Origin of the sequence: Mycolicibacterium monacense (assembly GCF_010731575.1) — a bacterium.
Taxonomy (GTDB): Bacteria; Actinomycetota; Actinomycetes; order Mycobacteriales; family Mycobacteriaceae; genus Mycobacterium; species Mycobacterium monacense.
The window spans coordinates 3,381,228-3,393,858 of record NZ_AP022617.1 but is presented as its reverse complement, the minus strand read 5'-3'; the positions used below and the strand labels follow the sequence as shown (position 1 = coordinate 3,393,858).

Below are 12,631 nucleotides of genomic sequence, written 5' to 3'. Positions count from 1 at the left end.
GTCAGCCGATCTGCAGCGCCACCAGCTGCCACCGGCCGTCACCGACGACCTCCACCCGCGCGGCGATCGCGCGGACGCGTTCACCGCGGGTGTAGGTCGCGCACACCTCCGCGGCCAACGGGCCCGCGCTGCGCAACCGGACGCGGCGCAGGGTGGCGGGCCGTCCGTAGCGCACCCGGCACAGCGCGCCGACGGTGTCGAGCAGCGGCGGCGCCAGCAGCGGTTTGAGGTGCACGACGGGCCTGCGGCGGTCGAGCACCTCGAGCACTCGGCGCAGTGCCACGTCGGCGAACGCGACCGCCGCGGGCGGCGCCACTGGTTCGGCCGCTCGCGGCGCCGCCGGATCCGCATCCGGCCGCGGGGCCGGGCGCAACATGCGTGGGGTGCGCCGGTGCAGGGCGGCCGGTGACGGCGCCGGACACGCCGGAACAGACACCTCGATCGGGGTGGGTTCGTAGTCGACGACCGGTGAGGTCAACGAGGCACGCTCGGCGTGTGCGGGTGATGACGGCGATGACTGGGTCATGACAGTCTCCAGGCTCGGCTCGGCAGGACAAGACGACCGTCTGCTGGAGAGGAACAGACATCAGACATCGTCGCACGGTTCCCGGCAGGTCCGGAGCACCCGTGCTGCGGCTGTACAGACGGGGCCGCTACCGTGGCGGGGAACTCACGGGATTCGACGAAAGGGGAGGCGTCGGATGGTGACCCGGCTGTCGGCGTCGGATGCGGAGTTCTTCCGGCTGGAGGACACCTCGACCCCGATGTATGTCGGCACGTTGTCGATCCTGCGCAAACCGCGCAGCGGTCTGAGCTACGAGACCCTGCTGCACACCGTCGAGCAGCGGCTGCCCCAGATCCCGCGGTATCGGCAGAAGGTCCGCGAAGTGACCATGGGCCTCGCGCGGCCGGTCTGGGTCGACGACCGTGACTTCGACATCACCTACCACATCCGTCGCTCGGCCCTCCCGTCCCCGGGCAGCGACGCCCAGCTGCACGACCTGGTCGCCCGCCTCGGCTCGCGGCCGCTCGACAAGTCGCGGCCGTTGTGGGAGATGTACCTGGTCGAGGGATTGGCGAAGAACCGCGTCGCGATCTATACGAAGAGCCATCAGGCGCTGGTCAACGGTATGACCGCGCTCGAGGTCGGCCACGTCATCGCCGACCGCACCCAGAAACCGCCCGACTTCGGTGAGGACATCTGGATCCCCGCGCGCGAGCCCAGCGACCGGGCGCTGCTGCTCGGCGCGGTCGGTGAATGGGTCACCCGCCCCGCCGAGCAGGTCGCCGCGGTCCGGTCGGTGGTGACCGACCTCGCCAACGCCGAACAACTCGTCGCCGCCGGCCGCCGCGTCGCCGACATCGCCCGCACCCTCGCCCGCGGCACCGCGCCGAGCAGCCCGCTCAACACCACCGTGTCGCGCAACCGGCGATTCTCGGTGGCCGGGCACCGTCTCGAGGACTACCGCACCGTGCGGGCACGCTACGACTGCGACATCAACGACGTGGTGCTCGCCGTCGTCGCCGGGGCCCTGCGCAACTGGCTGCTCTCCCGCGGTGAACCGGTCACCCCGACCACCACCGTGCGGGCGATGGCACCGATGTCGGTCTACCCCGACGCCGACATCGACACGTCTGGACCGGGTCAGGCGATCAGCCAGGTGTCGCCGTTCCTGGTGGACCTGCCGGTGGGGGAGGGCAATGCGGTGGTGCGGCTGTCGCAGATCGCCCACGCCACCGAGACGCACCCGACCGCGCCCAGCCTGGTGGATGCCCGCACGATCGTCACCCTGTCCGGGTTCGCGCCACCGACGTTGCACGCCATGGGAATTCGGGTGGCGACCACCTTCCCCGCCCGACAGTTCAACCTGCTCATCACCAACGTGCCCGGTGCGCAGAAACAGATGTTCGTCGCGGGCACGAAATTGTTGGAGACCTATGCGGTGCCACCGCTGCTGCACAACCAGGTGCTCGCGATCGGCGTCACCTCCTACAACGGCGAGCTGTACTTCGGCATCAACGCCGACCGCGACGCGATGAGCGATGTCGACGTCCTGCCCGGTCTGCTGTCGGAGTCGCTCGAGGAACTCCTGGAAGCCGCTCGGTGACCGGATCGTGGCCGTCCCGGGATTGACGGGAATCCCTGCGCGGGTTCTCATGGTCGGACCATGACGGTCAGCTCAGAGAAGGACAACGAGAAACACCGCCGACGCCGCGTCGACGCGATCAGGTCGCCGACCGATGAGGCGATCCCGCATCCCATCCTCGACATCCCGGTCGACGAGGAGGCCTACACCGGCTACCGGGGTCTCGACTGGGTGGTCTTCGGCGTCACCGCCGTCATCGCGGTGGCATTCCTGGCCTGGGGGTTCGTCAGCACCGAGTCGCTGGCCACGGCGTCGGGGAACGCCCTGACCTGGGTGATGGACAACACCGGGTGGCTGTTCGTGCTCGCCGCGTCGGGATTCGTGGTCTTCGTGCTGTGGCTGGCGCTCGGTCGCTACGGCAACATCCCGCTCGGCCGTGACGACGAGGAACCCGAGTTCCGCAGCGTCTCGTGGGTCGCGATGATGTTCAGCGCAGGCATGGGCATCGGGCTGATGTTCTTCGGTGTGGCCGAGCCGCTGACCCACTTCGCCACCCCGCCACCGGGCGTCGTGCCACAGGGCGGTGCAGAGACCGGTGCCGAGGCCGTCGAGTCAGCGATGGCCACCACGCTGTTCCACTGGACCCTCCATCCGTGGGCGATCTACGCCGTCGTCGGGCTGGCCATCGCCTACGGCGTCTACCGCAAGGGCCGGCTGCAACTGATCAGCGCGGCGTTCGAACCCCTGATCGGATCCCGGGCCAACGGGCCGTGGGGCAAGGTGATCGACATGCTGGCGATCTTCGCCACCCTGTTCGGGTCGGCGGCCTCGCTGGGCTTGGGCGCGTTGCAGATCCGCAGCGGCCTGCAGATCGTCGGCGGCATCGGCGAGACCGGCAACACCGTCCTCATCGTCATCATCACCGCCCTGACGGTCGCGTTCGTGCTGTCGGCCGTCTCCGGGGTGGCGCGGGGCATTCAGTGGCTGTCGAACATCAACATGGTGCTCGCGCTGCTGCTGGCGTTGTTCATCTTCGTCGTCGGCCCGACGGTGTTCATCCTCAACCTGTTGCCGACCTCGATGGGCAGCTACCTCGCCGACCTGGCGATGATGTCGGCCCGCACCGGTGCCGAGGGTCCCGACGTCGACACCTGGCTGCAGTCGTGGACGATCTTCTACTGGGCCTGGTGGATCTCGTGGACCCCGTTCGTCGGCATGTTCATCGCCCGCATCTCGCGCGGACGCACCATCCGGCAGTTCGTCACCGGTGTGCTGCTGGTGCCGAGCCTGGTGTCGCTGGTGTGGTTCTGCATCCTCGGCGGCGCGGCCATCGACACCCAGCAGGGCGGGGTGGATTTGGCCGGCGAGGGCAGCAACGAGGAGCAGTTGTTCACCCTGCTCGGTCAGTATCCGATCGCGACCGTGGCCAGCATCGTGGTGATGGTGCTGGTGGCGATCTTCTTCGTCTCCGGCGCCGATGCCGCGTCGATCGTCATGGGTTCGCTGTCCGAGCGCGGCACGATCAAACCCACCCGGGGTGTGGTGATCTTCTGGGGCGTCACGACGGGCGCGGTGGCGGCGGTGATGCTGCTGGTCGGCGGCGCGGACGCGCTGACCGGTCTGCAGACCATCACGATCATCGCCGCGCTGCCCTTCGTCCTCGTCATGGTGGGGCTGGCGGTGGCGCTGGTCAAAGACCTGCGCAACGATCCGCTGGTGGTGCGGAAGAAGTACGCCGCGGAGGCGGTGGACAGTGCGGTCATCCACGGCGTCATCGAACACGGCGACGACTTCATCATCTCGGTGGAGAAGGATCCCGACGCCAGGTAGTTAGTCTCGCGGGATGCGCGTCTACATCCCGGTCACCCTCGCCATGCTCGCCCAGCTCGTCGCCGACCGGTCGCTGCGCGCCGTGAACGGCACCGCGTTCGCCGTCACGCCGACGCTGCGCGAGTCCTACGCCGAGGGAGACGACGAGGAACTGGCCGAGGTGGCGTTGCGCGATGCGGCCCTGGCCTCCCTGCGGCTGTTGGCCGCCGACGACGGCGCGTCGAACCTGCCCCCTCGGCGCGCGGTGCTCGTCGCCGATGTCGAGGGCGCGGCGGCCCGGCCGGACCTCGACGATGCAGTGGTCCGGTTGACCGGCCCCGTGGAGTATTCGGAGGTGATTGCCGCCTACGTGGACAACGCCGACGCGGAGGGCGCGGTCCGGCTCGCGATCAACGCCGTGGACGTCGCCGATTTCGGGGACGAGGACGCCGAACTGACCGTCGGGGATGCCCAGGACCACGATCTGGCGTGGTACGCCCCACAGGAACTGCCGTTCTTGCTCGACCTGCTCTAAGACTGGATACGGGACCGTAAGTTACGGTACCGTAGGTTCATGGCCAAGAGTCAGATCAAAGTCTCGGCCAGAGTTGCCGACACCGTCCGTCCCCGTGTCGCGGCCAAGAACCCGGCACTCAACGCGTTGCGCAACATCGCCGCGAAGATCACCACGCCGCTGCTGCCCGATGACTACCTGCAACTCGCCAACCCGCTGTGGTCGGCGCGGGAGTTGCGGGGTCGCGTCATCAATGTGCGCCGGGAGACCGAGGACTCCGCCACGCTGGTGATCAAACCGGGGTGGGGTTTCACCTTCGACTACCAGCCCGGCCAGTACATCGGCATCGGGCTGCTGATCGACGGTCGTTGGCGGTGGCGCAGCTACTCGCTGACCTCCAGCCCGCGCAGCGGCGGCCGCACCATCACGATCACGGTCAAAGCCATGCCCGAGGGTTTTCTGTCGACACACCTCGTCGGCGGGGTGGCGCCCGGCACGATCGTGCGGTTGGCGGCCCCGCAGGGGAATTTCGTCATGCCGGACCCGGCCCCGGCCAAGGTGCTGTTCCTCACCGGCGGTTCCGGCGTCACCCCGGTGATGTCGATGCTGCGCACGCTCGTGCGCCGCGATCAGATCACCGACGTGGTCCACGTGCACTCTGCGCCGACCGAGGCCGACGTCATGTTCGGCGGTGAGTTGGCGGCCCTGCAGGACGGCCACGAGGGTTACCGCCTGCATGTGCGGACCACGCGCACGCAGGGGCGTCTGGACCTGTCCCGGCTCGACGAGATCGTTCCCGACTGGCGGGAGCGCCAGACCTGGGCCTGCGGTCCCGAGGGCATGCTCAACGACGCCGAGAAGGTCTGGGAACAGGCCGGGATCGCCGACGAGCTGCACTTGGAGCGGTTCGCGGTGGCCAAGGCGGCCCCGCACGGGGCGGGCGGCACGGTGACGTTCGCCCGCAGCGGCAAGACCGTCGACCTCGACGCGGCCACCTCGCTGATGGATGCAGGGGAGAAGGCCGGCATCCAGATGCCCTTCGGCTGCCGGATGGGGATCTGTCAGTCGTGTGTCGTCCCCTTGGTCGACGGTCACGTTCGTGATCTGCGGACCGGCGCCGAGCACGAGGCCGGAAGCCGGATCCAGACCTGCGTGTCGGCGGCCTCCGGTGATTGCATTCTGGACGTTTAGTAGTTACCCACTGGTAACCTACGATCTCGTAGGTTACGCTACCGTAGGTAGAGGAAGGAGGCGCCAAGATGGCAATCACAGACGTACCTGAATTCGCACATCTCACCGACGCCGACATCGAGAGCCTGGGTGTCGAACTCGACGCGATCAGGCAAGACATCGAAGACTCCCTCGGCGAGCGTGACGCGCGCTATATCCGCCGCACCATCGCGGCGCAGCGGGCACTCGAGGTGGCCGGCCGGTTGATGCTGGCCGCGAGCTCCCGACGGTCGGCCTGGTGGGCCGGCACCGCGACCCTGGGCGTGGCCAAGATCGTCGAGAACATGGAGATCGGCCACAACGTCATGCACGGTCAGTGGGACTGGATGAACGATCCCGAGATCCACTCCTCGACGTGGGAGTGGGACATGGGCGGGTCCTCCAAGCACTGGCGGTTCACCCACAACTTCATGCACCACAAATACACCAACATCCTCGGGATGGACGACGACGTGGGCTACGGCCTGCTGCGCGTCACCCGCGATGCCAAGTGGAAGCCGTTCAACCTCGGGAACGTGCTCTACAACGCCATTCTTGCCATCGGTTTCGAGTGGGGCGTCGGACTGCAGCACGTGGAGCTCGGCAAGATCTTCAAGGGCCGGGACAACCGGGACGAGAGCAAGATCCGGGCTCGCGAATTCGCCGCCAAGGCGGGTGCGCAGATCGCCAAGGACTACGTCGCCTATCCCGCGCTGACCTCGCTGTCGCCGGGTGCCACCTTCCGGTCGACGGCGACCGCCAACGCGGTGGCCAACGTCATCCGCAACGTGTGGTCCAACGCGGTGATCTTCTGCGGTCACTTCCCGGACGGCGCGGAGAAGTTCACCAAGACCGACATGGTCGGCGAGTCCAAGGGGCAGTGGTACCTGCGCCAGATGCTGGGCAGCGCCAACTTCACCGGCGGCTGGCTGTTGCGCTTCATGAGCGGCAACCTGTGCCACCAGATCGAGCATCACCTGTATCCGGACCTGCCCAGCAATCGGCTGCACGAGATCTCGAAGCGCGTGCAGCAGGTCTGCGACAAGTACGACCTGCCCTACACGACGGGTCCGTTCCTGGTGCAGTACGGCAAGACCTGGCGCACCATCGCCAAGCTGTCGTTGCCGGACAAGTACCTGCGCGACACCCCCGACAACGCGCCCGAGACCCGCAGTGAGCGGATGTTCGCCGATCTCGAGCCGACCGAGCGTCGCGGGTTGCGGTCGTCCATCGCCGCGGTGCGGGGCCGTCGTCGCGAGAAGCGTGCACAGGCCGCGCTGCGCGCAGCCTGATACCTCGAAACTGCGGGGAGATCACCATCCGGATCGGATGGACGATCTCCCCGCAGTTTCGGCGTTTCCGGGGTCAGTCGGGGATGTAGTCGAACGTGTCCGGATTCGGTCCGATGCGGCCCTGCTCGCTCTTGTCGAGACCGGACAGCGCATCGACGTCGGCCTCGCTCAACTCGAAGTCGAACAGGTTGAAGTTCTCCTCGATGCGCTCGGGCGTCACCGATTTCGGGAAGATGATGTCGCCACGCTGAACATGCCAGCGCAACACCACCTGCGCGGGTGACTTCCCGCTCGCCTCGGCGATGCGGGTGACCGTCGGATCGTCGAGCACCTGACCCTGCGCGATCGGCGACCACGCCTCGGTGGCGATCCCGTGTTCCCTGCCGTAGGCGCGCACCGCGTCGTTGGTGAAGTACGGATGCACCTCGATCTGGTTGACCGCGGGCACCGTCTCCGTCTCACGGGCGAGGCGCCCGAGATGGTCGACCTGGAAATTCGACACACCGATGCTGCGCGCGCGGCCGTCTTTCTTGAACTCCTCGAGTGTCTGCCACGTCGAGACGAAGTCGCCGTCGTACAGGGTGGGCAGTGGCCAGTGGATGAGGAACAGGTCGACGTACTCGAAACCCAACTCGCTCAACGTCTTGTCGAAGGCGCGGCGGGCATCGTCGGGCCGGTGGAACCCGTTGTTGAGCTTGCTGGTGACGAAGACCTCGGCGCGGTCGATGCCGGCGTCGCGAACGCCCTCGCCGACCCCGCGCTCGTTCTGGTACATCTCGGCGGTGTCGATGTGGCGGTAGCCGATGTCGAGCGCCGTCTTCACCGCATTCGCCGTCTCATCGGGTTTGACCTGGTAGACGCCGAACCCGAGCTGCGGGATCGACGCGCCGTCGTTCAAGGTGACTGTGGGGACGGTGCTCAAGGTCGAGCCTCCTTCTGGCGTAGTTGCATAGACACGATGTGTGCCCGGTTCGGGCAACCCCACACACATCGGGTCGATTCCGTCACGCGCCTGTCAGCTCGCTGCGGGTTTGTGTCACCGGGCGACCTCGAGATAGCTGCCGGTCATGCCTCGTTCAGCGCGCCCAGCAGGTGACGTGCCGCGGCCACCCGACCGGCGGCCGCCCCGGTGAGGCTGTCGAGCGCGCATTCGGGATCGGCGGGCGGACCCATGTGCCGACAACCGCGGGGGCAGTCGGCGATCGCCTCGGCCAGATCGGAGAACGCCAGCAGCACATCGTCGGGTTCGATGTGGGCCAACCCGAACGAGCGGATGCCGGGCGTGTCGATCACCCAGCCGGCATCGGCCAGCGGCAGGGCGACCGACTGCGTTGACGTGTGCCGTCCCTTACCCACGCCGCTCACCTCGCCGATCGCGCGGTGTGCCTGCGGCACAAGGCGATTGACCAGTGTGGACTTGCCGACCCCGGAATGGCCGAGCAGCACCGTGACCTGTCCGGTCAGCAGCGGCACGACCCCGTCGAGGGTGTCGTCGCGGCCCGCGGTGATGATGGTGAGGTCGAGGTCGGTGAATTGGGCGGCGAACGGCTCGGCCGGGGCGAGATCACTCTTGGTCAGGCACAGGACCGGCCTCAGGCCGCCCGCGTACGCCGCGATCAGCGCGCGTTCGACGAATCCGGTCCGCGGCGGCGGATCGGCCAGTGCCACCACGATGAGCAGTTGGTCGGCATTGGCGACCACCACCCGTTCGGTCGGGTCGGTGTCATCTGCGGTGCGCCGCAACACCGTTCGGCGTTCACTGCGGCGCACGATGCGAGCCAGCGTGTCCGGTCGCGCGGTCAGGTCACCGACCACCTCCACGTCGTCACCGACGACGATCGGGGTGCGGCCCAGTTCGCGGGCCCGCATCGCGGTCACCACATGCTCCGGGTCGCGGTCGAGCGCACATCCCCAACGCCCACGGTCGACGGTCACCACCATGGCGCTGCGCGCTTCGGCGTGCTCGGGCCGGGTCTTCGTCCGCGGACGCGAGCCCCGACCCGGCCGCACCCGGACGTCGGACTCGTCGTATTCGCGAGGGCTCAAGCGCCTGCCTCGGGGTCGGTGGCAGTCTGCCCCGCCAGCATGTCCGCCCACATCTGCGGGAACTCGGGCAGCGTCTTCGCGGTGGTGGCGATGTCCTCGATCTCGACACCGGGGGTGCGCAATCCGACGATGGCGCCGGCCATCGCCATCCGGTGGTCGGCGTAGGAGTGCCAGACGCCGCCGTGCAGCGGCGCGGCGGTGATCACCAGTCCGTCGGCGGTCTCCTCGCACTGTCCGCCCAGGCCGTTGATCTCGGCGCTCAGCGCGGCGAGCCGGTCGGTCTCGTGGCCGCGCAGGTGTGCGACGCCGCGCAACCGGGACACCGCACCCGGGGTGGCCACGGCCGCGAGCGCCGCCACCGCGGGGGTGAGCTCCCCGACGTCGTGCAGGTCCACGTCGAACCCCTGGTACTGCCGGGTGCCCTGGACCTCGAGGTACGACTCGCTCTGGCGCACCACCGCACCGACCTTCTCGAGGATCGCCATGATCGCCGCGGCCGGCTGGGTGCTCACGGCCGGCCAGCCGGTGACCCTGACGGCACCGCCGCTGACCACGCCTGCGGACAGGAACGGCACCGCATTGGACAGGTCCGGTTCGATGGTCCAGTGGCGCGCCGCCACGCGACCGGGCCGCACGGTCCACCTGTTGGTCTCGGTGTCGTCGACCTCGACGCCGGCGTCGCGCAGCATGCTGACGGTCATCGCCACATGCGGCGCCGACGGGACCGATTCGCCGGTGTGCACGATGGTCAGGCCGTCGCGGAACAAGGCGCCGGACAGCATGAGCCCGGAGACGAACTGCGATGACGCCGAGGCGTCGATCTCGACGGTGCCGCCGGCCACCGAACCCTCACCGCGCACCCGGAAGGGCAGACCGTCGCCGTCGATGCGCACGCCGAGCGACTGCAGCCCCGCCAGCAGCGGCGCGATCGGGCGGGCGCGGGCCTGCTCGTCACCGTCGAATTCGACGGTCTCGGTGCTCAGCGCCGCCACGGGCGGCAGGAACCGCAGGACCGTACCCGCGAGCCCGCAGTCGACCCGGGCGCCGGCGGCGGGCGCCAGGCCTCCGCCGACGCGCAGGTCGCTGTCGGTGCCGACGGATTCGACGTCGAATCCGAGGGTCTGCAGGGCCCCGATCATCAGGTCGGTGTCGCGGCTGCGCAGCGCGCCGCTGATCGTGGACGTGCCCTGCGGGGTGGCCAGCGCGGCGAGCACGAGTGCCCGGTTGGTCTGGGACTTCGAACCCGGGATCGTCAGCGTGGCGTGCACGGGGGTCGGCGTCGAGGGGGCCGGCCAATTGCTCACGCCGTCCATCCTGCCTTGTCGGTTCGGCGTGCCAGTATCGGAGGTATGTGTGGACGTTTCGCAGTCACCACCGACCCGGCCCTGCTGGCCGAGAAGATCAAGGCGATCGACGAGACCAACGCCGCGCCGAAGGACCCCGGCCCCAACTACCCCGGCCCCAACTACAACGTCGCGCCGACCACCACCATCACCACGGTCGTCAAGCGGCACAGCGAACCCGAGGACGAGGCGGCGCGCCGGCTGCGGTCGATGCGGTGGGGGCTGATCCCGCCGTGGGTCAAGAGCACCGACGACGGTGCGCCCGACAACAAGGGTCCGCTGCTGATCAATGCCCGCGCCGACAAGGTCACCACCTCGCCCGCGTTCCGCAGCTCGGCCAAGAGCAGACGTTGTCTCGTCCCGATGGACGGTTGGTACGAGTGGCGACCCAACCCCGCCGAGGGCGGCAAGAAGAAGGCGGCGAAGACCCCGTTCTTCATGTACGGCGCCGACGGCGAGCCGTTGTTCATGGCCGGGCTGTGGACCACATGGCGGCCCAGAGACGCCCCGAAGGAGGCGCCACCGCTGCTGAGCTGCACGATCATCACCACCGACGCCGCAGGCCCACTCGCGGAGATCCACGACCGCATGCCGCTGACCGTCAGCGCCGAGGACTGGGACCGCTGGCTCGACCCCGACGCCCCGATCGACGAGGGCCTGTTGCGCGGCCACGGGGACCTCGACCGCATCGAGGTCCGCGAGGTGTCCCGGCTGGTCAACAGCGTCCGCAACAACGGTCCGGAGTTGATCGCCCCGGCCGAGCCTGAGCCCGAACAGGCCACGCTGCTTTGAGCGGGCCGGTTGAGCCGCATCCGCTGCACTCCACCGCCGTCGTCGACGCCCTCGGCACCGACCTGCGGGCCGCCGGGTACACCACCGACGGGGTGGCCGCCCTCCTCGGCGCCGACGCCGATGCGGCGTTCGCCCGCGGTGTCTGGTGGCCTGCGCTGCGCGCGACCGACCGGGCCGCCCCGCAGCAGCAGGCCCTGGCCGTGGTGGTGCGGCTGTTCCTGCTCGGCGCGGAGGAACCGCGAGACCGGGCCGCGGCGGCGTTCCCGACCGCCGGGGTCGACGCACTGATCGACAACGGTGTCCTGGCGAGCACGTCGCAGGCGACGGTGCGGGCCGCTCTCGACATCCGCCCGCACGGTGACGGGCAACGGGACTTCTTCGTCGTCTCGGATCTGGATTCGGCACTGCGTTCGGGCGCGGTGCGCCGCGACCACGTTCTGGGTATCGGCGGTGCGTCGGTGTCGCTGGCCCGCGCGGTGGTGCGTGAACCGGCCAGGCGCGCACTCGATCTCGGCACCGGCTGCGGAATCCAGGCGCTGCACCTCGACGCGCACAGCTCCGAGATCGTCGCGACCGACACCAACGAGCGGGCGCTGGCGCTGGCCGCGGCGACCGCGCGCCTGAACGGGATGTCATGGGATCTGCGCTGCGGCAGCCTGTTCGAGCCGGTCGCCGGCGAGCGCTTCGACCTGATCGTGTCCAACCCGCCGTTCGTGGTGGGTGCCGGTGCCCGCGACTACATATACCGAGATTCCGGTATGGTCGGAGATGCGTTGTGCCGCAACCTGATCGAACGGGTCAGCGACCATCTCGAGCCGGGCGGCACCGCGCACGTCATGGCCAACTGGATCGTGCGTGACGGTCAGGACTGGCGTGAGCGCGTGCGGGGCTGGCTCGCGGACACGGGCCTGCACGCGTGGGTGGTGCAGCGCGAACTCGCCGATCCGGTCAGCTACGTGACCATGTGGACCTCCGACGCCGGCGAACCGGCGGAGGAGGCGGCCCGGCGTGGCGGTGAGTGGCTGGACTGGTTCGCCGCCGCGCGCATCACCGCGATCGGCATGGGCATGATCGCGTTGCGCGCACCGCGGGTCGGCGAACAGCGCCGGCCCGAGCACATCCTGGAGGAGATCACCGCGGCCGACGAGATCGTCACCGGCCGGGAGGTCGACGCGTTCTTCGCCCGTCGTGAGTATCTCCACCACGTCAGCGACACCGACCTGCTGGCCGCGCGGCTGTCCACGGCGCCGGTGTTCCTCGACGAACAGTCACTGCCCGGGCCCGACGGCTGGCAGGTCGTGGGTGCGGCGGTACGCCGTCCGGGCGGACCGGGCGCGGTCATCGGCGTCGACGAGGTGTCGCGTGCGCTACTGGCGGGATGCCGCGGTGAGGTGCCGCTGGGCACGTTGATCGACCTGCTCGCCGCCTTCCACGATGTCGACGCCGAGGCGTTGGCCACCGCGGCGCTGCCGATGGTCCGAGAGGCGATCGGGCGCGGGATCGTCTACCAGGCCGACTGACTCTGGTTGCGCGCCCGAA

At 69.0% G+C, this 12,631-nt stretch carries 11 protein-coding genes; 7 read left to right on the top strand and 4 right to left on the bottom strand.

Annotated elements, in window-relative coordinates:
* Window position 1 precedes the first annotated feature (1 nt).
* The gene (locus G6N49_RS16315) at window positions 2-526 is read right to left on the bottom strand and encodes an Rv3235 family protein (protein ID WP_011855029.1); all 525 of its coding nucleotides are present in this window, start codon (window positions 524-526) and stop codon (window positions 2-4) included.
* A gap of 175 nt (window positions 527-701) precedes the next feature.
* On the opposite strand from G6N49_RS16315, the gene G6N49_RS16310 reads away from it, so the two are divergent.
* The 5 genes from G6N49_RS16310 (at window position 702) to G6N49_RS16290 (ending at window position 6,911) form a co-directional block, all read left to right on the top strand.
* Window positions 702-2,108 carry a WS/DGAT/MGAT family O-acyltransferase gene (locus tag G6N49_RS16310; protein ID WP_011855030.1) on the top strand — a complete coding sequence of 469 codons (1,407 nt, stop codon included), beginning with the start codon at window positions 702-704 and terminating at the stop codon, window positions 2,106-2,108.
* Between the two features lie 60 nt (window positions 2,109-2,168).
* On the top strand, window positions 2,169-3,917 hold the full coding sequence (locus G6N49_RS16305; protein ID WP_011855031.1) for a BCCT family transporter: 1,749 nt from the start codon (window positions 2,169-2,171) through the stop codon (window positions 3,915-3,917).
* Between the two features lie 13 nt (window positions 3,918-3,930).
* Entirely contained in the window at window positions 3,931-4,431 is a 501-nt protein-coding gene (locus G6N49_RS16300; RefSeq protein WP_011558768.1) for a DUF6912 family protein, read from the top strand.
* 39 nt (window positions 4,432-4,470) lie between these two features.
* Window positions 4,471-5,601, top strand: a complete 1,131-nt coding sequence (locus tag G6N49_RS16295) for a ferredoxin reductase (RefSeq protein WP_011855032.1) — start codon at window positions 4,471-4,473, stop codon at window positions 5,599-5,601.
* Between the two features lie 68 nt (window positions 5,602-5,669).
* Window positions 5,670-6,911 (top strand): fatty acid desaturase family protein, encoded by a 1,242-nt coding sequence (locus G6N49_RS16290; RefSeq protein ID WP_011855033.1) that lies wholly within the window; start codon window positions 5,670-5,672, stop codon window positions 6,909-6,911.
* A 73-nt stretch (window positions 6,912-6,984) separates the two neighbouring features.
* Here G6N49_RS16290 and G6N49_RS16285 read toward each other — a convergent pair whose 3' ends face one another.
* The 3 genes from G6N49_RS16285 to aroA all read right to left on the bottom strand — a co-directional run bounded on the left by G6N49_RS16285 (window position 6,985) and on the right by aroA (window position 10,270).
* A complete protein-coding gene (locus G6N49_RS16285) occupies window positions 6,985-7,833 on the bottom strand; it encodes an aldo/keto reductase (protein ID WP_011855034.1) in 849 nt (282 codons plus the stop codon).
* Window positions 7,834-7,976: 143 nt separating this feature from the next.
* On the bottom strand, window positions 7,977-8,957 hold the full coding sequence (gene rsgA, locus G6N49_RS16280; protein ID WP_011855035.1) for a ribosome small subunit-dependent GTPase A: 981 nt from the start codon (window positions 8,955-8,957) through the stop codon (window positions 7,977-7,979).
* A complete protein-coding gene (gene aroA / locus G6N49_RS16275; RefSeq protein ID WP_011855036.1) occupies window positions 8,954-10,270 on the bottom strand; it encodes a 3-phosphoshikimate 1-carboxyvinyltransferase in 1,317 nt (438 codons plus the stop codon). The genes rsgA and aroA overlap by 4 nt, the downstream gene beginning before the upstream one ends.
* Before the next feature lie 36 nt (window positions 10,271-10,306).
* Between aroA and G6N49_RS16270 the strand changes: the two genes are divergently transcribed.
* Complete coding sequence (locus G6N49_RS16270; RefSeq protein ID WP_011855037.1) at window positions 10,307-11,092, top strand: SOS response-associated peptidase; 786 nt, start codon at window positions 10,307-10,309, stop codon at window positions 11,090-11,092.
* Entirely contained in the window at window positions 11,089-12,612 is a 1,524-nt protein-coding gene (locus G6N49_RS16265) for a DUF7782 domain-containing protein (RefSeq protein ID WP_011855038.1), read from the top strand. Before G6N49_RS16270 ends, G6N49_RS16265 begins: the two co-directional genes overlap by 4 nt.
* Window positions 12,613-12,631 lie beyond the last annotated feature (19 nt).

Bases quoted from the DNA above. Each gene is read 5' to 3' on its own strand.
- G6N49_RS16270 (WP_011855037.1), top strand. From the start codon at position 10,307: ATGTGTGGACGTTTCGCAGTCACCACCGACCCGGCCCTGCTGGCCGAG.
- G6N49_RS16290 (WP_011855033.1), top strand. From the start codon at position 5,670: ATGGCAATCACAGACGTACCTGAATTCGCACATCTCACCGACGCCGAC.
- G6N49_RS16315 (WP_011855029.1), bottom strand. From the start codon at position 526: ATGACCCAGTCATCGCCGTCATCACCCGCACACGCCGAGCGTGCCTCG.
- aroA (WP_011855036.1), bottom strand. From the start codon at position 10,270: ATGGACGGCGTGAGCAATTGGCCGGCCCCCTCGACGCCGACCCCCGTG.
- G6N49_RS16310 (WP_011855030.1), top strand. From the start codon at position 702: ATGGTGACCCGGCTGTCGGCGTCGGATGCGGAGTTCTTCCGGCTGGAG.
- G6N49_RS16305 (WP_011855031.1), top strand. From the start codon at position 2,169: ATGACGGTCAGCTCAGAGAAGGACAACGAGAAACACCGCCGACGCCGC.
- G6N49_RS16300 (WP_011558768.1), top strand. From the start codon at position 3,931: ATGCGCGTCTACATCCCGGTCACCCTCGCCATGCTCGCCCAGCTCGTC.
- G6N49_RS16295 (WP_011855032.1), top strand. From the start codon at position 4,471: ATGGCCAAGAGTCAGATCAAAGTCTCGGCCAGAGTTGCCGACACCGTC.